This window comes from Granulibacter bethesdensis CGDNIH1, assembly GCF_000014285.2.
Lineage (GTDB): Bacteria > Pseudomonadota > Alphaproteobacteria > Acetobacterales > Acetobacteraceae > Granulibacter > Granulibacter bethesdensis.
Map to the genome: position 1 here is coordinate 2,646,251 of NC_008343.2, position 22,832 is coordinate 2,669,082.

The 22,832-nt window shown below is 61.3% G+C and carries 19 protein-coding genes; 11 read left to right on the forward strand and 8 right to left on the reverse strand.

Going from position 1 to position 22,832, the window contains the following annotated elements; translation table 11 throughout:
• Positions 1 to 2: 2 nt before the first annotated feature.
• Entirely contained in the window at positions 3 to 1,286 is a 1,284-nt protein-coding gene (locus GBCGDNIH1_RS24430; RefSeq protein WP_011633079.1) for an MFS transporter, read from the forward strand.
• Entirely contained in the window at positions 1,279 to 2,037 is a 759-nt protein-coding gene (gene fhuF / locus GBCGDNIH1_RS24435) for a siderophore-iron reductase FhuF (protein WP_011633080.1), read from the forward strand. The genes GBCGDNIH1_RS24430 and fhuF overlap by 8 nt, the downstream gene beginning before the upstream one ends.
• A 19-nt stretch (positions 2,038 to 2,056) precedes the next feature.
• Here fhuF and GBCGDNIH1_RS24915 read toward each other — a convergent pair whose 3' ends face one another.
• A complete protein-coding gene (locus tag GBCGDNIH1_RS24915) occupies positions 2,057 to 2,227 on the reverse strand; it encodes a hypothetical protein (protein WP_157692038.1) in 171 nt (56 codons plus the stop codon).
• Between the two features lie 228 nt (positions 2,228 to 2,455).
• Here GBCGDNIH1_RS24915 and GBCGDNIH1_RS24440 point away from each other — a divergent pair, with 228 nt between their 5' ends.
• From GBCGDNIH1_RS24440 to GBCGDNIH1_RS24480, 9 genes are all read left to right on the forward strand, one after another.
• On the forward strand, positions 2,456 to 4,546 hold the full coding sequence (locus tag GBCGDNIH1_RS24440) for a formate hydrogenlyase subunit 3 (RefSeq protein ID WP_011633082.1): 2,091 nt from the start codon (positions 2,456 to 2,458) through the stop codon (positions 4,544 to 4,546).
• Positions 4,543 to 5,469: a hypothetical protein gene (locus GBCGDNIH1_RS24445; RefSeq protein WP_011633083.1), complete on the forward strand. Its 927-nt coding sequence runs from the start codon at positions 4,543 to 4,545 to the stop codon at positions 5,467 to 5,469. The genes GBCGDNIH1_RS24440 and GBCGDNIH1_RS24445 overlap by 4 nt, the downstream gene beginning before the upstream one ends.
• Positions 5,466 to 6,167 (forward strand): hypothetical protein, encoded by a 702-nt coding sequence (locus GBCGDNIH1_RS24450; RefSeq protein WP_011633084.1) that lies wholly within the window; start codon positions 5,466 to 5,468, stop codon positions 6,165 to 6,167. Before GBCGDNIH1_RS24445 ends, GBCGDNIH1_RS24450 begins: the two co-directional genes overlap by 4 nt.
• On the forward strand, positions 6,164 to 7,561 hold the full coding sequence (locus tag GBCGDNIH1_RS24455) for a formate hydrogenlyase subunit (RefSeq protein WP_011633085.1): 1,398 nt from the start codon (positions 6,164 to 6,166) through the stop codon (positions 7,559 to 7,561). The genes GBCGDNIH1_RS24450 and GBCGDNIH1_RS24455 overlap by 4 nt, the downstream gene beginning before the upstream one ends.
• Complete coding sequence (locus GBCGDNIH1_RS24460) at positions 7,558 to 9,111, forward strand: nickel-dependent hydrogenase large subunit (RefSeq protein WP_011633086.1); 1,554 nt, start codon at positions 7,558 to 7,560, stop codon at positions 9,109 to 9,111. Before GBCGDNIH1_RS24455 ends, GBCGDNIH1_RS24460 begins: the two co-directional genes overlap by 4 nt.
• A 7-nt stretch (positions 9,112 to 9,118) precedes the next feature.
• Positions 9,119 to 9,643, forward strand: a complete 525-nt coding sequence (locus tag GBCGDNIH1_RS24465) for an NADH-quinone oxidoreductase subunit B family protein (protein ID WP_011633087.1) — start codon at positions 9,119 to 9,121, stop codon at positions 9,641 to 9,643.
• A 211-nt stretch (positions 9,644 to 9,854) separates the two neighbouring features.
• The gene (locus GBCGDNIH1_RS24470; RefSeq protein WP_080504554.1) at positions 9,855 to 10,106 is read left to right on the forward strand and encodes a DUF3126 family protein; all 252 of its coding nucleotides are present in this window, start codon (positions 9,855 to 9,857) and stop codon (positions 10,104 to 10,106) included.
• A 253-nt stretch (positions 10,107 to 10,359) separates the two neighbouring features.
• A complete protein-coding gene (locus GBCGDNIH1_RS24475) occupies positions 10,360 to 10,728 on the forward strand; it encodes a hypothetical protein (protein ID WP_011633089.1) in 369 nt (122 codons plus the stop codon).
• A 147-nt stretch (positions 10,729 to 10,875) separates the two neighbouring features.
• A complete protein-coding gene (locus GBCGDNIH1_RS24480) occupies positions 10,876 to 13,848 on the forward strand; it encodes a glycosyltransferase family 2 protein (RefSeq protein WP_011633090.1) in 2,973 nt (990 codons plus the stop codon).
• Positions 13,849 to 13,934: 86 nt separating this feature from the next.
• On the opposite strand, the gene rbfA is transcribed toward GBCGDNIH1_RS24480, so the two are convergent.
• The 7 genes from rbfA to GBCGDNIH1_RS24515 form a co-directional block, all read right to left on the reverse strand.
• A complete protein-coding gene (rbfA, locus tag GBCGDNIH1_RS24485; protein ID WP_011633091.1) occupies positions 13,935 to 14,351 on the reverse strand; it encodes a 30S ribosome-binding factor RbfA in 417 nt (138 codons plus the stop codon).
• The gene (gene infB, locus GBCGDNIH1_RS24490) at positions 14,348 to 17,095 is read right to left on the reverse strand and encodes a translation initiation factor IF-2 (RefSeq protein WP_011633092.1); all 2,748 of its coding nucleotides are present in this window, start codon (positions 17,093 to 17,095) and stop codon (positions 14,348 to 14,350) included. Before infB ends, rbfA begins: the two co-directional genes overlap by 4 nt.
• 8 nt (positions 17,096 to 17,103) lie before the next feature.
• Complete coding sequence (locus GBCGDNIH1_RS24495; RefSeq protein WP_408874663.1) at positions 17,104 to 17,724, reverse strand: RNA-binding protein; 621 nt, start codon at positions 17,722 to 17,724, stop codon at positions 17,104 to 17,106.
• A gap of 10 nt (positions 17,725 to 17,734) precedes the next feature.
• Entirely contained in the window at positions 17,735 to 19,258 is a 1,524-nt protein-coding gene (gene nusA / locus GBCGDNIH1_RS24500; protein ID WP_025287672.1) for a transcription termination factor NusA, read from the reverse strand.
• A gap of 11 nt (positions 19,259 to 19,269) precedes the next feature.
• The gene (rimP, locus tag GBCGDNIH1_RS24505; protein WP_011633095.1) at positions 19,270 to 19,806 is read right to left on the reverse strand and encodes a ribosome maturation factor RimP; all 537 of its coding nucleotides are present in this window, start codon (positions 19,804 to 19,806) and stop codon (positions 19,270 to 19,272) included.
• Between the two features lie 76 nt (positions 19,807 to 19,882).
• The gene (locus GBCGDNIH1_RS24510) at positions 19,883 to 20,752 is read right to left on the reverse strand and encodes a YihY/virulence factor BrkB family protein (RefSeq protein WP_011633096.1); all 870 of its coding nucleotides are present in this window, start codon (positions 20,750 to 20,752) and stop codon (positions 19,883 to 19,885) included.
• The gene (locus GBCGDNIH1_RS24515; RefSeq protein WP_011633097.1) at positions 20,749 to 22,785 is read right to left on the reverse strand and encodes an AI-2E family transporter; all 2,037 of its coding nucleotides are present in this window, start codon (positions 22,783 to 22,785) and stop codon (positions 20,749 to 20,751) included. The genes GBCGDNIH1_RS24510 and GBCGDNIH1_RS24515 overlap by 4 nt, the downstream gene beginning before the upstream one ends.
• Positions 22,786 to 22,832 lie beyond the last annotated feature (47 nt).

Sequence of the window (22,832 nt, forward strand, 5' to 3'; positions counted from 1 at the left end):
AAATGCAACCCCGGAACACCTCCCTCTCTGCGGGCATCAGCCCTGCTGATCCGGCATCGCCCGATGCGATCACTTTGTCGTGCGCAGATCGCCTCGGCTTTGCTTCGCTTGTCTGCTGTGTAGGGCTGACACAATCATCACTGATTGCATTTTTGCCGATTTTATCGACCAAAACAGGATTATCGGTTCTGTCACTCGGTATTGTTACCAGTTGTGGAATGCTGGCCATGCTTGGTGGTGCGCCTCTGGCCGGATGGCTGAGCGATCGGGCGGGTCGACGACAGACTTTGATGGTCTGCCTTGCTATTTTCTGCGTAGCCCAGCTTTTTCTGGCGGCCATTGTATCGGCTGCGATGAACGGGACTTTATCCCCCTCACTCTGTCTCTCACTGTTGATGATATGCCGCCTGTTACATGGCATTGCGACAGGCGGCCTGCTTCCAGTGGCACAGGCATGGGTCGCCGATCTGACCGGAATTCAAGGCCGTATGGCGGGACTTGCAGCCATCAGTGCCGGGTTCAGTGCCGGGCGGCTGGCGGGGCCGTTGCTGGTCTCGGTCACTTTACCACTGGGGGCCACGATGCCGCTCTGGGTCATGGCGCTGCTGCCATTGCCGCTCGGCAGCATCCTGTTGCACCGCCCGCCCCCGGAAAGCCGTCATAGGAACATCCGGCCCCGATCAGGGGCTGCCTGCTGGCGCAATCCGGCGATTCTGCGGTTGCTGATATTGGCCGCCATCGTCAACATTGCTTTTGGCACCCTGCATTTCGTGCTTGGCCCCTTGTTCCAGCAAAGGCTGGGCTGGACTGCACAGATGGCAGGAATCAGGCTGGGCTGGATCACCGCCCTGATGGCAGCCCTGATGCTGGCAAACCAGATGAGCGTCATTCCCCGGCTGACCGCATGGCCCCGGCACACTCTGGCGGTTGGCATAGCCGTGATCTGGCTCTCCGCACTCTGTCTGACCTGCGGGCAGAGCGTGTGGAGTCTCGGGGCCGGTGTCTGTCTGCTCGGGCAAGGGCTGGCCTTATCGGGTCCGGCCTGCACGGCCCTGGTCAGCATTGCTGCCGGAGGAAGACAGGGGGCCGCCTCCGGGCTGTTATCCTCCGTTCTGACGCTGGGATATGCTGCGGGAGCCACGCTGGGCGGTTTTCTGTTCACTTTGGGGGATACATGGCCCGCGATGACCGCACTGGTGATCCTGCCGCTGATCCTGCCGTTTTTCCCGCTCCGGGAATCATGGACAAAGCTGTCCGATGAGCGGCAGATAGCAAGCGATGCGTAAAGACGAAGACATAGCGGCATGGTGCGAGGCGCGTATGGCCTCTCCCGCCGGGTTTTCTCCGGCAGATGGCGTGGACGTTTCCCTGCTGACACGGCGGGAGACACTGGCCCCCGGTGTAGAGCGATTCGCCAAAACCCTGCCGGCAGGCGCCGATCCACGTGCCATCGGATCACTCTGGAGCAAGGCCTATACGCGGGCCGTGCTGCCGCCGCTGTTTATTCTGGCTATTCGGGACGGACGCAACGCTCTCGATCCCGCACAGACCGCGCCACCCGGACTGGTTCTGCTCAAGGATCGCCCGGATCAGCTGGCGCTGGATGCGGCCACCCTGCCACGTCAAACGCCTGAGCAGATCATGACCATCGCGCTGGGGCAACATATGCAAAGCGTGTTCATCGCGTTGCGGGACTGCACCGGCCTTTCTCCACGCGTGGCATGGTCCAATGCAGGCAACATGGCCGATTTCCTGTTCCGACGTATGGCCGAAACGCCATCATTGGCCGATCAGGCCGCACAATATGAGGCCCTGATCATGGAGCCACGGCAGACCCCGTGGTTTCCACACCAGAACTGGCTGCATGCACCGTTGCGAACCGTTTCCGTCATGCTGGACGGAGAAGCGATTCCGCTGCGCCAGCGCCGGATCTGCTGTCTGCGAGACAAGGTGCCGGGCATGACACTTTGCTCTACCTGCCCCAGATTATCGGAGGAAGAGCGCCGCGCGCTGGTCGGTCAACGCCACCGCCATTGATCCTGTCCGCAGACATTTGTCAGGAAGGCGAAGGATAATGAGCCGCCGTTTCCAGAGCATGCTCCTCACCCCCTGTTGCATCAGGGGTGCCAAACTGCAGAGTATCGTCCAGTAATCGTGGCTCAGCTGGCCGGTTTGCAGCCATCAGGCTGACAAGAGTGGCAGTGCCAAGTGAAAAAGTGCGTTCCATCACACGCTCCAGCCGGTGATCTGCCGAGTATGTCGATAATGATAGTGATTCGCAACTAAAGACTGCTGGACCGGCGGTAAAAAGGGAAATAGCCGTCTCGGCCCCTGTCCCGCTAAATTCAACAGGAAGACGCTTCCGTGATGGCGAGGCTCCCGGCTATGTTTTTGCGGTGATCACATGCACCGTTTTTCAATCGCGCCCGACCTGCCCCTGTAAAGGGGTGTAGGCATGGCCATTCTGCCCATCCTGCTCTGCGCCGCCACCTGCCTGGGACTGGCGGGGGAAAGGCTGATGGCTGCACCACCGCGGCAGGATCGTCGGATTCTGCCGGCCCGGCTGAGGCGGCTGGTGCTGTGCCATATCGTGCTGTGTGCCATGGGGGGTCTATCCTGCCTGTCTGTTCTGCTCGGGGGCGCTTCATGGAATGGAACAGCATGGGTTGGGGGCGCCTTGCCCGCGCTGGTATCGGATACCATTGCCCTGCGTCTGGGGCTGGACGGATTTTCCGCCTTTACAGCGCTGGCCGGATTTTGTGCGCTCGGGCTGGCCAGCGCCACCGGGCTGGATCGACCCGGAGGAGCAGCCACGCGGCTGGCCTTTGTAACAGCCGCGTTGATGCTGACCGTCATGGCGGCCGATGTCATGACACTGGCAGGGGGCATCGCTTTGCTTTTCGTTGCCCTGTGGGCCTGCCCCACGCATGACGGGGCATCCCCTGACACGGAAACGAACACGTCCAACCCGGCCCATACCGCGCCCCATTCGGGGAATGCGGCTGCCATTGTGGGAATTCCGCTGCTGATCATCTCTACGGTCATGCTGATGCAGCACGCCTCTCCCGCAGATGGGGGTCCGGTACAGGCCGTCGGGTCAGCCCGGCCGCTGGTCTGGATTGCCCTGTTACTGCTGACCATCCTCGTTCTGACGACGATGGTTGCCCTGCGCACGCCTTCCTCCGGGCGATCCCGGATCGTGACGGAGAAGCACCCTTCCGGGTTGGAACCGACCGCCCCGGACCTTGCTGCCATCACCCTTGCTTTGCCAGTACAGCGCAGCCCGGCACCGAGCCTCGCCACTCCGGCGCAGATCGTCCGGCCCGCCTTGCAGGTGATTGTGCCGGTTTACCTGCTCGGACGGCTGGGACTCGACTTCCTGCGTGAGGCTGCGGGACCAGGAGAGAGCACTCCCCTGATGCTGGCCGGAGCGATTCTGGCCATGGCCGGTGGAATCGGCACCTTGCGGGGACGCAGCATTGGCCGCTGCGTGACCGGAATGGCGGACAGTCAGACCGGCCTTGCGATTCTGGGCTGTGGGCTGGCCGTAGCCGCCATGGCGGTTGATCTGCCCGATCTTGCCAGCCTTTCCCTGGCTTCCGCCCTGATCATCGTCCTGTCCGCCGCCCTGCTGATGCCAGTGCTGGCAACCGGGGCCACATTGATCGAGGAAGGGGCCGGCACCACCATGCTGGACCGGCTTGGCGGCATCATCATCGGGATGCCACGCATCGCCCTGCTGACCGGCGGAGCCTGCCTGGCCAGCGCAATGCTGCCGCCTTCTCCGCTTTATGCCGGGCGCTGGATGCTGGTTCAGGCCCTGATCGGCGGCCAGAGAATTCAGGATGCCGGTCTGGATGCCTTGCTGACGCTCGGACTGGTCGCCACGGCGCTGGCCTCGGCGTTGGGGATGGTGGCAGTACTGCGCGTGCTCTGCATCGCCATTCTCGGCCGCCCCCGTGCGCCACGGGCTGCCGCCAGCACGGAACCGCGCCGTCCCGCCGGGCTGCGGGCCATGCAGGCAGGGCTTGCGGCCTGTATCGTGGCAGGGCTGATCCCGGGCCCTGTGCTGCACCTTCTGCACGGGGCGCTGGCGGCGCTGTGCGGTCATACCATGGATGATCGGACTGGCTGGATCGGTATCAGCGCGCAGGTCGATAGTATGCTGAGCTATACCCCGCTGTGGATCGCGCTGGCATTGATCTGCGGCACCGTCCTGCTGCTGCGCTTCCTGCACGGGCGACGCAGCACGACCCGCAATGCCGTGCCATGGAATGATGGCGATGCGCCGCCGCCGCCCTGGCTGCCCTTCGGCGATCCAGCCACCCAGCCTGACCCTGATTCGGTGGCCGATACTTTTCTGGCCCCGCTGCCGCCTCTGAAACCCATCCCGCCGGCCCTGTCCGGCCTGCCTTCACGGCTGTGGATGATGCTGACAGCCACGCTGGGCCGGGCAGAACGTTTCATACCGGCCGGGGCCTCTTTCGGGCTGCTGGCAGTGCTCTGTCTGTTGCTGGCCATGGCCGCTCTGGAGGCACGGCCATGACGGGAAGTATCTCGGGAAGCTTCTTTTCCCCCGCCCTGCATATCCTGCTGCTGGCCCTGCTGGCACCGCTGGTGTCCGGGATCATCACCAGCATCCGCATCCGGGCCAATGGCGGCGGCTGGCTGTCGCCCGCAGCGCCTTACACATGGCTCCGGGCGACGATGAAACACGGCATCGTCATTCCCGCACAGGCAACCAGCCTGTTCATGGTCCTGCCATGCGTCTCCCTGATTGCAACCGCGCTGGCCGCTTTCCTGACGCCTTCCTTTCTGATCGACGGCCCTGTGACCGGAGAAGGCGACGCCATCCTCATCCTGGGCCTGCTGTCACTGTCCCTGATCGCCAGAATGATGGGGAGCATGGATACGGGGCTGAGCCAGAACAGCATTGGCACGCTGCGACAGGGTGGAGAGGGTCTGTGGATGGAGCTGATTGTGACCCTCAGCCTCTCCGCCCTGACGATGCTGGGCGGAAACCCGGTCCTGACAGCCCTGCATACGACCGGGATGATGTCCGGTGGAATCTTGCTGACCTCATTGCTGCTGCTGCCCGGCCTGTGCCTTGCCGCGCTGGCAGGCGCAGGGATGTTGCGCACGCCATCCGATGACATGCCGCATCTCTCCGGCCCGCTGCTGGCCATGGCTTCTTATGAACGGTCCCTGCGTCTGCTGACCTGGATCAGCGTCATGGCGGTCGTTTTTCTGCCTTTTGGCATGATCTCCCTTCAGGCCGGCCTCCTGCACTGGGGCCTCGCCATTCTGACATGGGGCGGCAAAATCCTGTTTCTGGCCGCTCTGCTGGGTCTGGCGCAGGCGCTGCTGCCTTTTCCGGCGGCTGGACGGGGAGCTGCGTTCCTGCTGCTGGGCAGCGTCTTTACCCTTCTGGCCGTCCTGTGCCTTCTGGCGGGACAATATCCGGCATGACCATCACACCCGGCACCATTTTCATCCCGCTTCTGGCGATGATCCTGCTCTTCGCCATAATCGCCGCGCTCTGCACCCGGCTTCGGGCCGCGCGACAGGCGGTACTGGCTCAAGCCTTGCTGGTGACAATCGTGGCCGCGGTGAATGCCTCGTTGACGGCTTTCAGTCTGCCTGATCGCCCGGCCTGGCCCATGGCCGGAGTTGCCCTGACGGCGCTGCTGGCAGGATTGTTTCTGGGACACAGATGGCGGAGCAGGCCGCCTGCCCTGTCATCAGAACCGGATCTCAAAACCGGTCAGTCAACCCTGCCCGATACAGTCTGGATGATGGGAACCGGCCTGATTATCGCCCTGGTCGTCTCCGGCGGCATCGGAGTGACGCCTGTTGTCTCTCACGCTCCGGTATCCGCCGCGACTCTACCCATAGTCGTGCCCGATCCCGCAACGGTGATCGCCATCAGCCTGACGATGGGGATGCTGTCCCTGCTATGGCTGGCCCGAGATAGCAGGGTTGGTTTCCTCGGCACGGCCCTGCTTCAGGCCGGGCTGGCAATCGCACTGGTCATGAATGCGCTGGATACTCACCTGCTGATGCCGCTCTATGCCCTGCTGGGTCTGCTGCCCGCCCTGCTGACGGAAGAAGCCGTCCGCCTTCTGCGCCGGCGGGAAACACGGGCTGAGACGGAGGCTGCACCATGACGGATCACGCCCCCGATTGGCTTTCCCTTCTGACCGATCCGGCATGGTGGCCATGGCTGCTGCCACTGCCGTCGCTGTTGACCGCCGCCCTGAGCATGGCGCTGTCCGGCTGGCGGGGAGCGGCCTGGGCCGGTCTGGTATCCGCCTGTCTGACGCTAGGGTTAGCAGGGGGGGGGCTGGCAGGAGGGGAAATCGCAGGGGCTACATCGACCGCCATGGCATCTGATCCGGCTGCGGGAGGAGCGTTGCTCACGGCCCTGATCAGCGTGATGGCCGCCACATCCTGGCTTGGCTGGTGCGCGGATGAAGTCGCGGCCATGCGTATCTCCGTCGCCCGATTGAAAATCCTGGCGGTCGGGCAGCAAACCGCATTGGCGGGCATTCTTCTGGCCTTTGCCCCCTCTCCATGGGCAGGCTGGGCCGGGATCAGCATCGCCATGGCAGTGCTGACTGTTCTGGCTGCTTTATTCCCCTTTGCGGCCACGTCCCGGCGAGGAGAGACGCTGACAGTCGGTATGATGGCCTGTCTGCTGTCCCTGTTCGGCCTGATCATCCTTCAGGGGTCCTCCTCCGGCCATCTTTTCTCCGGACAGGAGCACAGTCTGGTTCCCGCCATGCCGGGCCTGATCTGCCTCGCCGCCGGGCTGGCCGTTCCTGCCGGCCTCGCCCCGGTGCATCAATGGCTGCGGGAGACCGTCAGCGCCCTGCCACCGCCGGGACAAGCGCTGATCACCGGCGGGCTGCCTGCTGCCGCCCTGCTGTTCATGCTGAAACAGGCCGCGGCGGGCATGCCGCCTTTTATCTATGGCACGCTGGGGATTCTCTCCGTGCTGGCCGGTGCGGTGCTGGCGATCCGCTCCAGCGTCACCTTTTCATGGCGCTGGAGCGGGCCACTCTCCTGTCTCGGCGGCGGCTGTCTGGCGGGTGGGAGTCATGGTCTGCTCTATCCGGCACTCGGGCTGCTGGCCCTGTGCGCCTGTCTGCTGCTCGACGGGCGAGCACGGCAGGTCGGCGCCGTCTCCGATCATACGCCCTCTCCGCAGGGGCATGGCGGGTTGGATGCATTGCGACTCGCCACTCGTTTCAGTCTGGCGGGACTACCGGGTGGCACTCTCGCGGGACTGGTCGCCCTGCTGTCCGGGACTGCCCTGACGCATCCTCTTCTGGCCCTGCTGCTGGCGGGCGGGCTTGGAAGCAATGGCTATGCGCTGCTCCGTCAGGCTCCGATGCTGCGACCCACCCGAAGGCCGCCGCCGCCCTCACGCGCCTGTCTGCCGCTTGATATGACCGCAACCCTGCCCGCCCTGATCCTGCTGCTGACCGGCATCCTGCTGGGGCTTGGGAATGGGCCATCCCGCTGGTTCGCCTCTGCCGTCGCTGCGGTGACGCAATGAGTCTGGACTCCCTGTTGCAAGGTGCCGACACCGAGGCCACCCACCACGATGCCGCCACCCATGCCGTGGCACGGAGACTCCTGACCGCCTCCCTTTGGCAGGAGCTGGCAGCCAGCCCCCAGGCCGGGTTGCTGGCGCTCTGGGCCGATCAGGCGCGCTGCCATGCCTTGTATCGTACCGCGCATGGCATCCTGCCGGTGGCAACCCCGATCGAAGGGGGGCGCTTCCCCGCGCTTTCCCCTTTTCGTCCCGCCGCCGCATGGCAGGAGCGGGCCATCCGAGATTTATGGGGGTATGAGGCCGAGCACGGCGTGGATAGCCGGCCATGGCTCGATCACGGCAGATGGCCGATAAGTGCCCCGCTTTCCCCCCGGCCCGGACCGCCTTTGCCACCGCCCGAGCAGGCGGAGTGGCGGATGACCTCGCCCTTCGCCTCCTCCTTTGTCTCGTCCCGGCCCGATATCGCGCTGCACGAGCGCAGTATCGGGCCTGTTCATCCATTGATGCGGGAGCCGGCACAGTTGCGCCTGCACCTGCATGGCACCCTCATCCGGCAGGCGGAATGGCGGCTCGGCTATACTCATCGTGGCATCCAGTGGCTGATGCGCGGGAAACCCCTGCGGGACGCGATCAGGATCGCAGCCCGGATCACCGGAGATGCAGCGCTCGCCCACGGTCTGGCCTTCGCCCGTGCCGCCGAAGCCGCCTTGCGGCTGGAGCCGCCCCCCCGCGCCCTGCTGCTGCGTGGCCTGATGAATGAGCTGGAACGCTGCGCCGTCCATCTGCATGTCCTTGCCGCCACGGCCAGCGCCGCAGGAGCCGACACCTATGCCGCGAAACTGTCCGCATGGCGGGAGCGTCTGTTGCGCGCCATTCAGGAGGCGTTTGGCAATCGCATGATGATCGACCTGCTTATTCCTGGCGGGGTGCTGACCGATCTTCTGGACGGCACCGCGCTGGAAACAGTCTTGCAGGCCCTCGCCCGCACCATGCCGGAGCTGATCGAAGGCTATGAAACGGCTGCCAGCCTGAGTGGACATGGACTCTGCGCCTGTCTCCGTGGATGCGCGGTCCTGTCCGGGTCGGATGCTGTTTCCCTCGCCGTGCCTGGCCCCGCCGGACGCGCATCAGGCCGTCCCCATGACCTGCGCACCACCTGGCAGCAGGCTCCTCATGGCACGGTACACAGGCTGGTGCTGGAAAATGGCGATGCGGATGCCAGAATGCGGGTACGGCTGGCCGAAATTCAGGAGAGTCTGCGACTGGCACTGCTGTTCCTGGAGTCCCTGCCGGTCGGACCGATTGCCAATCCCATGCCGATCGGCACAGGCAATGCCAGCGGAGAAGGGTATGGCGGAGTGGAATCGGCCCGTGGCGCATGCTGGCACTGGCTGCGCATCGAAGGCGGAATGGTGGTCTCTGCCCATGCGGCCGATCCATCATGGCGGCTGATTCCCGCTATTGAGGCCGCTCTCCCCGGCACCGACATTGATCGGCTGGGGGTGGCACTGGCTTCTTTCGCGCTCTCGCCCGCCGGGGCTGATCTGTGAGGCGCTCATGAGGTGGTTGCCGTCCCTTCGTGCCTCCCATCCCGGGCTGTGGGATGATACCGCCAGCCTGCCGCATGCGGAAACCGTCGCCGCACTGATAGCCCGACGCAGAAGCAGCGCACGGCCAAAGCTGGGACAGGCCCTGTCCATCCTGCACGTTGAGAGCGGCGGCGGCAGCGCCTGCCTGCTTGAACTGGAGGCATTGCGCGCCGCGCCCGGCCTGCTGGCCCGTCATGGATTACGGTTTGTCACCTCACCGCTGCATGCCGATATCCTGCTGATCACCGGCGATGGCTGCCACAATCTGACGAGCGCCATCCATCAGGCATGGGAGGCGATGCCCGGCCCGCGATGGGCCATCGCCGTCGGTGACGGAGCCGCAGGGGATGGTCTGCTGCGTGGAAGCTATGCGAGCACCGGCAATATGGAAGAGATCCCTTTTGATCTGGTCATTCCAGGCAGCCCACCGGCAGCGGATACAATCCTGTCCGGCCTGCGTGCCCTGGTCGCAGCCAATGCTGATCCGCTCTAGAAACTGGCCACCACAGCGGCTGATCAGTCGCATCATCCGTGGTACCCATTCCTGGTCCGGTGCTGTACCGACCGCTTTCCGGTGTCCACCCACGCTGTCATGATCCTCCACAGACGCTGGAACAGGGCTATTTCATCCTTCCACGCTGGACCCTGATGGCCAGGATTGGGTAAATCGCTTTCCTTCACAGCGATAAGTGATCTTCATGTCCATGACCCGTACTGATATCGACCGCGTGCAGACCTACCTGCGCCGCCTGCTTGGCACCGACCGGATTCAACTGATTGTCCCGCCCAAAGCCGGACTGTCCGTAGAAGTGGCCGTTCAGGATGAAGTTATCGGCACGATCCACAAAGACACCGATGATGGTGAAACCTCCTATTCCGTGCACCTGACCATTCTTGAAGAAGATCTTCCCCCGGCCCCGAAGGCCGCCCCTGTCAAAACAGCCAGAACACGCTGACCATACGACACGCGGGGTTTCGTTTTCAGGGGCAATATTCTACCTGAAGACGAAACCCCTTCATTTTTCGGAATTTTCTTATCTTCTCAAGACAAATAACTACTCAATATTCAACCTGAGGTTTTAAAAATCCATATAATTTATAAATACAACTTATAATAACCAAAAAATTATATTTGTTTTTTATTAGAAATTTCTTGCCAATAAACGGAAATTTAGCTTTCTTTGGTTCGCGAACATAGGAGCCAAATCCATGGCTATTTCCGTCTGGCAAAAGAAAAAAATGTTCCAGAATGCTCGCGACATGCAATCCCCGCCATCGGAAACCCCCTCAAATGTGATTTCATTGCGGGGCGGAGACACACTTGCCGTGGAAAACATTCTGAACGTGCTGATCTTCGATCCGGATTTCTACCGGTCACGTTACCTTGATGTGGCTGAAGCCGGGATTGATCCCGTTGACCATTACTTTACCGTTGGCTGGAGAGAAGGGCGTCAGCCCAACGCCGCGTTCGACCCCGAAGCCTACCAGACTGCCAATCCAGATGTCCGGGATGCACAGATTAATCCCTTCGCCCATTATCTGCTGAGAGGATACCGGGAAGGTCGCCCGCTGCGGTAAAGCATGGAATGCCAGGAATAGAAAATAATCTCCTTTTCCGTCCCTTTCTGAGTTTTACTTTCATATTATGGTTTCAAACCTGCCTGACTGCCTCCATCTTTTTTGATGGAGGGGTTTTCGTGCCAATCAAGAAAATGAGGCCGGATTTTGACAAGCAAGATCATAGCCAGGCGGGTTGAAACCGGCCTCAATATTACGTTTAAGCCTTTTCTGGTCTCCACAATGCCGGAATTCGCTTCCGTCGTGCTGGACCAGATACTGACCGCCACCATCCCCCTCAAGCACGGCAAAGACGGCACCCTCATCGCCGATATTGCCCTGCCGGAGTGCCAGATTCTTCACACGCTCGAACTGCTGGATCCCGCTTCCGGACGGTCTCTGTTCGATGCCCCTTATTCACTGGCAGATTTCTACAGCCTTGAAGCTGAAGAACATACCGTGAGCGACGGGCGGCTGACCGGGCGCTTTTCCGCCAGCGCCTTTCTGGCAGACCGGCTTCTGGTCGATCTGACCACTGAAAACGATACGATCGTCGCACGCGGTTTCGCCATACGGCAGAAAAAAACCGCTCGCATCGCCCATTATACGTTCGACATCCCCCTCTCCCTGATGTGCCGCCCGGATGAAAAAATCATCACCATCATCCGCATTGGTGGAGCCGTCATTCATACCCCGGTGACCATCACCGCACGGGATATCGGATGGCTCGGTTTCGTAGATCTGGTGCAGACTGGTCTGATATCCGGCTGGGCCATTGATCTGACCGGGGCCGGTCGCCGTGTGGCACTGGATCTGATCGTCAATAACGAGGTCATGTCGCAGATTATCGCAGATGATTTCCGACCCGACCTGCAACAGACCGGAATCAGTGATGGGCATTCCGCCTTTTCATTCAGCCTGACGGCAAAACCGGGATTCAAAGGTCCCTCTCCGGCACGCGTCGTCGTCTCCGGAACGGAAATGACCCTGATTAATGGATCATTCCAGGCCACGCCCCCTTCCAGTATTCGCGGCTGTTTCGACATTCTGCATGGCATGTCCGCCCATGGTTGGGCCGTTGATCTGGATAATCCGAAAAAACCGGTCAAGGTGGAAGCCGTCTGCAACGGCAATATCATCGGCACCGCGGAAGCCAAACTGTTTCGTGGCGATCTGCTGGACGCCGGATATAATAATGGCCTCTGCGCGTTCAAAATCGATATTGGTGCACAGCTGCTCGACCTTCTCGGACAGGACGTGCTGGTGCGTATTGCCGGAACCGATCAATACCTGATCGGATCACCACGGGTTGCACAGCAGAACAAGCATATTCTGCGTTATCTTCAGCCACACCGGGACGTTTCGCCTGCCGTAGTGCCCCGTCTGAAACGGATGATGAATTATCGGGCCGGTCCAGTGCGCCTTTCAATCGTCATGCCGGTGTATAATACACCACAGGATTGGCTGATCGAAGCGCTGAACAGCGTCCGCGCTCAATGGTGCGACAATTGGGAACTTCTGTGCATCAACGATGCCTCTTCCGAGCCGCATGTCGAAACCATCCTGCGGGCCTATGCACAGCAGGATCCCCGCATTCGTATCCTGCGCACGGGTAACAATGTCGGCATTGCCCGGGCCACGAATTTCGGCCTGCGTGCCGCATCCGGACAATATGTCACCTTCATGGATCATGACGATTATCTGGAGCCTGATGCCGTCTATCATCTGCTGAAAGCAGCCGGAGAAACACAGGCCGATTTCATCTATTCCGATGAAGCCACCACGGATGAAAACATTGCCAGCATTGCCGAAGTGCGCGGCAGGCCTGCTTTCTCCCATGACTATTATCTGTCCCACCCCTATATCGTGCATATGCTCTGCCTGAAACGCGAGCTGGCCCACCAGCTGGGCGGGTGGGATGAAAGCATGGCGATTTCAGCGGATGTGGATTTCGTCCTGCGCATCATCGAACATGCCCGCACCATCGCCCATGTTCCACGGGTGTTGTATCGCTGGCGCACCCATAGCGGCAGCACCGGCCATTCCAAGAAACAGCAGGTTATGGAGGCCACGCAGAAAGCCATTCAGGCGCATCTCGATCGCCTGAAAACCGGTGCGACGGTCGAGGAAGGTGTGTGGTTCAATCAGTTCCGCATCAACTGGCCGAAAAGTCAGGGCAGGGTACTGATTGTTATCCCGACCAAGAACAAGGCCGATCTGGTCAAAACCGCGGTCGAATCTATCGAGAAAACCACTCCGCCCGATGTGGATTACCGCATTGTCGTGGTCGACCATGAATCCACCGAGCCGGAAAGCCGTAAATATTTCCATGCCCTGGCCAAACGGCATATCGTGATGCCGTATCAAGGCCCGTTCAACTATTCGAAAATCAACAATGAAGCCGTAAAAAAGCACGGCGATGATTGTGAATTCGTCCTCTTCCTGAACAACGATGTAGAAGCCATCACAGATAACTGGATCGACCGTATGCGCAGCCTTGCAAGCCGTCAGGATGTCGGTGCTGTCGGCGCATTGCTGCTGTATCCCGACAAGCGTGTGCAGCATGCGGGCGTCATCATGGGATTCAATGAATCTGCCGATCATGCCTTCAAGTTTGTCGATGCCTATCTGAATGACAAGGGGCGTCGCAACCTCGGCTATAATTGCAGCCTGAGTTCAGTACGAGATTATTCTGCTGTGACCGCAGCCTGCCTGATGATGCGGAAATCCGTATTTGATCAACTGGGTGGCTTCGAGCCCAGATTCGGCGTTGGCTTCAACGATACCGATCTTTGCTTACGGGTCCGGGAAGCCAATCTGAAAGTACTTTATGATGGCACCACGGTCCTGTTCCATTATGAAAGCGCCACGCGCAGCCAGACCAAGCAGGTGATGCATCCGGAAGACACCGATTATCTTCTGCAACGCCATGCTGCGATCCTGAAAAACGGTGATCCTTTCTATAACCCCAATCTCAGCTATGTGACGCAGGATCACGTTCTGCGTGAAGACGATGGCTGCAAATATTTCAGTGTTCGGGTGACGGAAAAGCCGGTTTCCGAAATCACGTCTCCTGTAACCGCATCGCCGAAACCGGCCAGAAAACAGAAGCGGCAACCGCCAATCGCCATACCAGCCTGATCTAATCCTTTCAAAAAAAACCTGGATACAAAAAAGGCCAGACGCTTTTGTCTGGCCTTTTTTACGATTCGCAGAATTCTGCCGGCTTATTCGTCGAGATCCCGCTTAACCTCTGGGCGGCGAAGCAGGGAATCCACATGCATTGCGTACTCCAGAGCCGAATCTGGCTGGAAATGCAACTCCGGCGCATAACGCAGCCGCATCACCTTGGCCACTTCTCCACGCAAATAGGTCGCAACACGCTTCAAATTAGGTAGAAGCGGTTCGATTTCACTGCTGCCCAGACGAGAGATGAACACGGTGGCGTGTTTCAAATCCGGGCTGATCCGCACTTCATTGATTGTAAAAGTGGTCGTGGCTAATTCCGGGTCCCGGAATTCCTGACGTGCGAACACCCCGGCCAGCACGTGGCGGATTTCTTCCGCTACACGCAGCTGACGCTGGGATGGCGCGCCTTTCGGTATACCGGCAGGCCCGGAGGAGGAGGGCGGGCGGCTGCTCAAGCGGGAACAAGCTCCGTCTCATAGCATTCAACGACATCGCCTTCCTTGATGTCATTGTAGCCTGCAAAGGACAGACCGCATTCGTAATTGCGGGCCACTTCCTTCACATCATCCTTGAAGCGCTTCAACTGGCTCAATTCACCCGTGTGAATGACAACGTTGTCACGCAACAGACGCACGCCACAGCCACGCTTCACCACACCTTCGGTCACCATGCAGCCAGCGACCTTGCCGACCTTGGTAATTTCGAAAACCTTGCGGATTTCGGCATAGCCCAGGAACTTCTCGCGCTGTTTCGGCGCGATTTTGCCGCGTACCAGCGCCTCGATATCATCCGCCACTTCATAAATGATGGAGTAGTAACGGATATCGACGCCCTCGCGCTGGGCAAGCTCACGCGCCTGATTGGTTGCGCGCACATTGAAGGCGATCAGCACGGCATTGGAAGCCTTGGCCAGCTGCACATCGCTTTCGCTGATCTGACCGACCGAGGAAAGCAGGGTACGGACCTTGACCTCTTCGTGCTCCTGCTTCTGCACGGTGGTGGCAATTGCCTCCGCGCTGCCCTGCACGTCGGCCTTGATGACGACAGCAACCTCTTTCTGCGCGCCAGCCTGAATGCGGCTGAGCATCTGTTCCAACGTACCACGGCCAGCGGCAATACCGGCGGCCATTTTTTCGCGGATCTTGCGCTGACGGAACTCGCTGATTTCCCGCGCCCGGCTTTCATTTTCCACCGCGACGAAAGGCTCGCCCGCCGACGGAACCCCGGCCAAACCGAGAATCTCGACCGGTGTCGAAGGCAGGGCTTCTTTCATCTGCTGGCCCTTATCGTCCAGCATGGCACGCACGCGGCCCCATTCCGCCCCGGCGACAACAATGTCGCCCTGACGCAACGTGCCTTTCTGTACCAGCACGGTGGCCACCGGACCGCGTCCACGATCCAGACGGCTTTCCACCACGGTGCCTTCAGCGGCCCGATCCGGATTGGCCTTCAGATCCAGCACTTCCGCCTGAAGCAGAATGGCCTCTTCCAGCTTATCCAGATTTTGGCGCTTCAGGGCCGAAACCTCGACATCCTGTGTATCACCGCCCATATCCTCGACCACGATTTCGTGGTGGAGCAGTTCCTGACGGACGCGGCCCGGATTGGCACCCGGCTTGTCGCACTTGTTGATGGCGACAATGATGGGCGCGTTCGCGGCCTTGGCATGTTTGATGGCCTCAATCGTCTGCGGCATCACGCCGTCATCAGCCGCCACCACCAGCACGACGATATCCGTCACCGATGCACCACGAGAGCGCATGGCCGTAAAGGCTTCATGGCCGGGCGTATCCAGGAAGGTCAGCTTCTGCCGGGAGGGCAGAGTCACCTGATACGCACCGATATGCTGGGTGATACCGCCCGCTTCACCCGCCGCCACATCGGTGGCGCGCAGCGCATCAAGCAGTGAGGTCTTGCCGTGATCGACATGACCCATGACCGTCACCACAGGCGGGCGCGGCTGAAGGTCGGAGTCGATATCGCTGATCCCTTCCAGGCCGACTTCCACATCGCTTTCACTGACGCGACGGACGCGATGGCCGAATTCCTGCACGACCAGTTCGGCGGTATCGGCGTCGATGGTCTGGGTCACAGTGGCCATCATGCCCATGCGCATCAGCTGCTTGATTACATCGGCCGCCCGCACGGCCATACGGTTGGCAAGTTCACCGACCGCAATGGTTTCCGGCAGCACGACATCGCGCACCACTTTCAGCTGATCAGCGCGCAGACGTTCCAGTTCCGCCTGACGGCGTTCACGGTCACGCTGACGACGCATAGAGGCGATGGAACGCGTACGCTCATCCTCCCCCTCGATCGCGGCACGCACATCGATGCGGCCACCACGACGCGGCTCAGCAACGGCTTTTTTCGCAACCGGAGCGGCCGCTTTGCGCGGTGCAGGTGCACCGCCACCGCCTGCGCGGCGCGGCTTGCGTTCTTCCTCACCCTCATCCCCACGTTCCCGCAGACGCAGCGTCTGCGGAGCGGACGGTGCTGCAACAGGAACCTTGGAGGGAATCGGCGCGGGGCGGGAGGGACGACGAATATCGTCCGACGGTGCTGTGCGAGAGGGGGCAGACCGCGAAGAAGGGGCAGCCGTACGCTCACGCTGGGCCGGAGGAGGCACAGGAGGAGCCTCGGCCGGCGGCGCGGATTCAGCTGCCTTACGGGCCGCTTCTGCGGCAATCCGGTCGGCCTCTTCCTGTTCCTTGCGACGTGCCTCTTCTTCAGCGGCGCGTTTGGCTTCTTCCTCGCGACGGCGTGCTTCCTCGGCAGCAGAGAGGATCGAGATCTTCTCCTGCTCCCGGCGCTCCACCTCACGGCGCGCAGCCTCAACACGTTGCTGTTCCAGCACGCGCTGGCGAATAGCCAGTTCCTGCGCCGTCAGAGCGCGGCCTGCGCCCCCGGCACCACCACGACCGGAGCCGCGATTACCACCACCGCTGCGTGGCGTACCCTGTGGGGCATTGCCACTCTGTGGGGCGGGTGCGCTGCTGCTGCCGCCTTCCGGGGCCGAAGGGGTGCCGGGCTGCAATCCGCGCTTCTTGCGGACCTCAACCTGCACAACCTTCGAACGTCCGTGGCTGAAGCTTTGCCGCACGGATCCGGCATCCACGGTACGGCCCAGCTCCATTCGGCCAGCTGGCCGAAGCGACAGCCGGCCCTTGCCCGCGTCCTGATCGTTGCCTTCGCTCATCTAACGCCTTAACCCTCAATCGTGTCGCCGGTGAGTCCGGCCAACCGTTCCGCCTCAATCTCCAGCCGCGTGGCCAGAGCCCCCGGCGTAACCGCGATATGCACAGCATGATCGCGGCCAAATATCCGTCCCAGTTCCTCACCGCTCAGCGGCGAGATGACCGGCACGGTCCTCTGTCCCGACAGGAAACGCGCCCTTTCGTCCGGACTGCCATCCGCAGCCTGCACAATCAGCGCCGCCCGACCGGCGACCAGCCATTCGCGGGCTTTGGTATAACCCGCCACTGCCTGCCCGGCGCGTCGCGCCAGACCAAGGCAATCCGTAACCCGCCGTAGAAGGCCGTGCCGCACCCTATCGGTCAGATCGGACGGAACAACCACCTGTGCGCGCGCAGCCCTGGCGAAAGCACCCCGGCGCTGGGCCGTTTCTAGCACATCGCGCCGTGCGCTCAACCATATTCCCCTGCCCGGCAGGGTTGCCGTCAGGTCGGGGACCACCGAGCCGTCAGGACCAATGACAAAACGGAGCATGCGGGCGCGTTCACCCTGCACCCGCGTCACGACACAACGGCGCAGTGGCCCCCGCTCGTCCTGCTCATCATCCGCGTTGTCCAGCGAATCGTCCGGCACTGTGGGCACGTCAGGCGTGGTCAGCCTCCTGTTCCTCATCGGTGAACCAATGGGCGCGGGCGGCCATGATGATCTCGTTGGCCGTCTCTTCGTCCATGGCATCGCTGCCGACGATTTCCACCAGCTCGTCACCGGCCAGATCGGCCAGATCGTCCAGGGTTTTCACGCCCTTTTCACCCAGCGCCACCAGCATGGCAGGCGTCAGCGTTTCGATATCGGCGATCTCGTCGGTCACACCCAGCGCCTTGCGCTTGTCATCCATCTCATTCGCACGACGGGTCAGATCGACTTCGGCGCGGCGGATCAGCTCTTCCGCCACGTTCTCGTCAAAGCCCTCGATTTCGCTGAGTTCTTCCACGGGTGAGAAAGCCAGCTCCTCGACCGTGGTAAAGCCTTCCGTCACCAGCAGGCCGGCGATCACGTCATCGACATCCAGCGCATCCACGAACAGGCTGGTACGCTTGCGGAATTCTTCCTGCCGGCGCTCGCTTTCCTCGGCCTCGGTCAGGATGTCGATATCCCAACGGGTCAACTGGCTGGCGAGGCGGACATTCTGGCCACGACGGCCAATGGCCAGACTGAGCTGATCATCCGGCACGACGACTTCAACACGGCCTGCTTCCTCATCCATCACCACCTTGGTGACTTCAGCCGGAGCAAGCGCGTTCACCACGAAGGTTGCGGCCTGCGGGCTCCAGGGGATGATGTCGATTTTCTCGCCCTGCAACTCCGCCACCACAGCCTGAACACGGCTACCGCGCATACCGACGCAGGCGCCGACCGGGTCGATGGACTGGTCACGGCTGATCACCGCCATTTTCGCACGGCTGCCGGGATCGCGGGAAACCGCCTTGATCTCGATAATGCCATCGTAGATTTCCGGCACCTCCTGCGCGAACAGCTTGGCCAGAAAATTCGGATGCGTGCGGCTGAGGAAAATTTGCGGGCCGCGCGGCTCCTCACGCACATCGTAGATATAGGCGCGCACACGATCGCCATTGCGGAAGCTTTCACGGGCAATCAGCTCGTCACGGCGCAGCAGCGCTTCGGACTTGCCAAGATCGACCATCAGATTGCCGTATTCGGTCCGCTTGACCACACCGTTGATGATCTCGCCGACGCGATCCTTGAATTCGTCATACTGACGGCGACGCTCATATTCGCGCACGCGCTGCACGATCACCTGCTTGGCGGTCTGCGCGGCAATGCGTCCGAAGTCAATCGGCGGCAGAGGATCGACCAGATGGCCGCCAAGCTCGATATCCGGCTTGAATTTACGGGCGATATGGATCGGGATCTGAGTCTCCTCATTTTCCACGACCTCGACCGCCTCGGTCCAGCGGGACAGGCGCACATCACCGGTTTTACGGTCGATGGTGGCGCGGATATCCTTTTCGTGCCCGTATTTCGCGCGACCAGCCTTCTGGATGGCCTGCTCCATCGCCTCGAGCACTTCTTCTCGGTCGATCGACTTTTCCCGCGCCACAGCATCGGCGACGAGAAGCAGTTCGGGACGGGAAATCGCCGTATCCATGCGGTCCTCTATCAATTCGGCTGCTGCGGGGAATCGGCCACGCCTGCGTCCTGGGCGGTGGCGTCGATCAATGCATCCGTCAGCACCAGTTTAGCCTTCTTCAGCCCATCCATCGGCAAGCTGACTTCCTCGCCATCATCCAGCCGGAGACGGGCAGCGGTTTCATCAGCCCCCAGCACCGTGCCGGAAAAACGCCGGCGACCGCCGGGGCCGGGAATCGACATCTCGACCTTTGCCAGATGGCCGGCAAAACGCACCCAGTCCTTCACCCTGGTCAGCGGACGGTCGATCCCTGCGGAGCTGACCTCCAGATTCCAGGTGGACTGGATCACATCCTCCACATCCAGCAGCGCACCGGCAGCGTGGCTGATGGCCTCGCAATCGTCGATGCCGATCAGGGAACCGTCGGCACGATCGGCCATGATCTGCACCGTGGGTTGCTCCCGCCCCAGCACGGCCACACGCACCAGTTCGAATCCCATATCGGCCAGACCGGGAGCGATCAATCCGGCAATACGCTGTTCGAGAGGAGTTTGCGCCACGCTCATATGGTCATGCGTCCAGAAAGAAAAAGGGCGGCCCGTGGGCCACCCTTTTACAGGCTGAATATCTTGAAAAGGGTTCTTACGCCTTTACCGTGTCCGGTGCAACACCTGCCTGTCGGCGGGCGTGCCGGTCATCGGAATAGGCACGGGTCAACTCGGCCCCGAACAGGAAAATCTGCGCGGAATAATAAACCCACAGCAGCATGATCACCAGCGCCCCGGCAGCGCCATAAGAAGTCGCCGCATTGCTGGAACCGATATACATGCCGATCAGCATCTTGCCGACGCTGAACAGGAGCGCGGTCGTCACGGCCCCCATCCCCACATCACGCCATGCAATCACCCGGTCCGGCAGGATTTTGTAGGTTGCTCCGAAAATCAGGGCGATGATGAAAAAGGACATCCCGGCATTGGCCAGTTGCAGCAGCAATCTGGTTTCCGGAATAAAACTGTCGAGCCAATCACCGATGGCGGCCAGCACAGCACTGGCCACCAGCGAGACCATCAGTAAAAAACCCATCGTCATCACCAGCCCAAGGCTGAGCAATCTGACCCTGACCAATTGTCCGACCGTGGAACGTGGCGGCTCCGCCCGCCAGATCACATTCAACGTCGCCTGAATTTCGCCGAACACCCCACTGGCGGTTATCAGCAATGTCCCGATGCCGATCACCGTCGCAATCGGTCCCGCGCCATGCCGACCGGCACTGGCAATCATGGCCTGCAATGCCTCGGCGGCCTGCTTGCCCATCAGACCGCCCAGCTGGCTGACGATCGCACCGCGCGCGGCCTCCTCACCGAACAAGGTGCCTGCCACGGCAATGACGATCACCAGCACCGGCGACATCGAAAACACCGTGTAATACGCAATCGCCGCCCCGCGGCTGAGGCAGTTATCGGCGAGGTAACCCCCCGCCGCATCCTTGAGAATAGCAAGAATACGCTTCATGCCGCCATTCCCGACTGCTGCTCCAGCGCTGCCGCATGCGCCTGCCGCACCGCATCCCGCAAGGAGGTCACATAGTAGTCCGCCCCGATCATGTCCCGCTGTGCTTCATCAGACAGAATCGGGTTTCCCGTCGGCCATAGCCCGACCATCAGCTTCGCATGAGGGGCATGGGTACGCAGGCGCTGCATCAGCATGCGCAGATGGGCCGGGCGGCTGGTGACTTCCAGATAGGAAACGCACACCAGATCGACCGCCCCCAGATCAGTCTGGGCAATACGGACGCCCCGCACGGCATGGCGTGACAGAACCCGTGCCGGCAGACCATGCTTGGCCATCAACTGAGCCAGCATGATGGCAGCCCCCTCATCCAGTGGTCCCCGCCCCGCGACACAGACAACCGAATAGGATCCGGCCGAAACAGGCTCGACATGCGTATCCGGTGGTAAAGCAGCAGTCCCGGCCATGAGCACCCCCGTTTCTTCAGGCAACAGGGCTTCATCATCGAAATCAGCCAGCTCATCCGTCAGATCGCGCACCTGCTGAAGGATGACTTCTACCCGATCCGGCGCCAGAACACCGCGCTGGGCGTCTCTACCGGCCAGTTGCAGCGCCTTCAGCGCGACCTCATCGTAATAGGAAGACAGGCTCCGCTCCCTCAGCAGGATCTCGGCATGGTCCTGGACCTCGTCGGAATCACCGGCAAGCATGCGCTGATAAAAACTCTCCACCGGTGTCAATGCCGGCCTGTCCCCCAGCAGAACATCCAGAAATTCCAGTTTCGGGATATGCCGCCCCATCACCACCAGACAGACCGTCAACGGCGTGGACAGGATCAGCCCGATTGAACCCCACAGCCAGGTCCAGAAAATCGCCGACAGCATGACCGCCAGAGGCGACAGCCCGGTCGAATGACCATAGAGCAGTGGCTCCACCACCTGCCCCATCAGGCTTTCCGCCACCAGAAACATACCCGCTGCCCACAGCGCCATGCTCCAGCCCGGATCAACCGCCGCCGCCAGCGCGATCGGCGGAATGGCTGCCAGGGGTGTACCGATATAAGGCACGAACCGCATCAGCCCGGCGATCACTCCCCACAAAGCCGGGCTGGGCACCCCGATCATCCACAGACCAAGCCCGGTGATCAGACCGAAAGCCGCATTCAGTCCAAGCTGCGCCAGAAAATACCGGCTCAGTCGGCTGGCCGCATCATCCATCGCCAGAGTCGTACGATGCAGATCAGACGAACCGAACAGGCGGATCATCCGGTCCCGCAGATCCTCCAGCCTCATCAACATGAAAATTGCGACAATGAACACAATTCCTGTGGACGCCAGCGGGGCGATAATGGGCGACAGATACCGCTCCGCAATTTCCAGCGGAGAAGGATTGACGGGCGCAATGGTGACCGGAACAGGCTGGACTTCCTTCCCCGCCCCTTCCCGTCCCACATGAGGCTGAAGATTGCTGTCGGCCATTCGCTGGGGCGGCGGCAGAGCAGTCTGATTATGGGTCGACTGAGCTGGAGAAGTCGGGGAAGCCTGATTCTCCGGCGTTGATGTCTGGGAAGAAGGCGGCCTGGCGCTCCGCTCGTGACCGAATGAACCAAAACGCTCGGCAAGATGCCCCGCACGGGTCATCGCCCAGTCCCTCAGCAAGTCCGCCTTGTCGAGAATGGTCGACTGATAGCGCGGAACGTTATCAGCCAGCTGCGCCAACTGGGTGCCGATCAGACCGCCCAAGGCCAGAATGATACCCAGAGCCAGCACGACGGCCAGCACCACCGCGATAAATCGCGGCATCCACAACCGGCGCAGCACCGAGACCAGCGGCGACAGTACGAAGCTGAGCAGCACGGCCAGCGTGATCGGCACCAGCACCTCTCGCCCCAGATACAGGGCCGCCACCACGACCACGCCGATCACCACAGCGCGCAAATCGTTACTGCTGGGCGTTTCGGCGGCGGGGATGCGGACGCGATTGTCTGCGACCGGCGGCAGCAGGGAGGACGAGGAGGAAGATGGCGCGTCGGGCATGAGGGTCGCTTTGCTGCGAAAAAGGCTTCACCCTAATGCGCAGTAAA

Bases quoted from the DNA above. Each gene is read 5' to 3' on its own strand.
- GBCGDNIH1_RS24430 (WP_011633079.1), top strand. From the start codon at position 3: ATGCAACCCCGGAACACCTCCCTCTCTGCGGGCATCAGCCCTGCTGAT.
- fhuF (WP_011633080.1), top strand. From the start codon at position 1,279: ATGCGTAAAGACGAAGACATAGCGGCATGGTGCGAGGCGCGTATGGCC.
- GBCGDNIH1_RS24915 (WP_157692038.1), bottom strand. From the start codon at position 2,227: ATGGAACGCACTTTTTCACTTGGCACTGCCACTCTTGTCAGCCTGATG.
- GBCGDNIH1_RS24440 (WP_011633082.1), top strand. From the start codon at position 2,456: ATGGCCATTCTGCCCATCCTGCTCTGCGCCGCCACCTGCCTGGGACTG.
- GBCGDNIH1_RS24445 (WP_011633083.1), top strand. From the start codon at position 4,543: ATGACGGGAAGTATCTCGGGAAGCTTCTTTTCCCCCGCCCTGCATATC.
- GBCGDNIH1_RS24450 (WP_011633084.1), top strand. From the start codon at position 5,466: ATGACCATCACACCCGGCACCATTTTCATCCCGCTTCTGGCGATGATC.
- GBCGDNIH1_RS24455 (WP_011633085.1), top strand. From the start codon at position 6,164: ATGACGGATCACGCCCCCGATTGGCTTTCCCTTCTGACCGATCCGGCA.
- GBCGDNIH1_RS24460 (WP_011633086.1), top strand. From the start codon at position 7,558: ATGAGTCTGGACTCCCTGTTGCAAGGTGCCGACACCGAGGCCACCCAC.
- GBCGDNIH1_RS24465 (WP_011633087.1), top strand. From the start codon at position 9,119: ATGAGGTGGTTGCCGTCCCTTCGTGCCTCCCATCCCGGGCTGTGGGAT.
- GBCGDNIH1_RS24470 (WP_080504554.1), top strand. From the start codon at position 9,855: ATGACCCGTACTGATATCGACCGCGTGCAGACCTACCTGCGCCGCCTG.
- GBCGDNIH1_RS24475 (WP_011633089.1), top strand. From the start codon at position 10,360: ATGGCTATTTCCGTCTGGCAAAAGAAAAAAATGTTCCAGAATGCTCGC.
- infB (WP_011633092.1), bottom strand. From the start codon at position 17,095: ATGAGCGAAGGCAACGATCAGGACGCGGGCAAGGGCCGGCTGTCGCTT.
- nusA (WP_025287672.1), bottom strand. From the start codon at position 19,258: ATGGATACGGCGATTTCCCGTCCCGAACTGCTTCTCGTCGCCGATGCT.
- rimP (WP_011633095.1), bottom strand. From the start codon at position 19,806: ATGAGCGTGGCGCAAACTCCTCTCGAACAGCGTATTGCCGGATTGATC.
- GBCGDNIH1_RS24510 (WP_011633096.1), bottom strand. From the start codon at position 20,752: ATGAAGCGTATTCTTGCTATTCTCAAGGATGCGGCGGGGGGTTACCTC.
- GBCGDNIH1_RS24515 (WP_011633097.1), bottom strand. From the start codon at position 22,785: ATGCCCGACGCGCCATCTTCCTCCTCGTCCTCCCTGCTGCCGCCGGTC.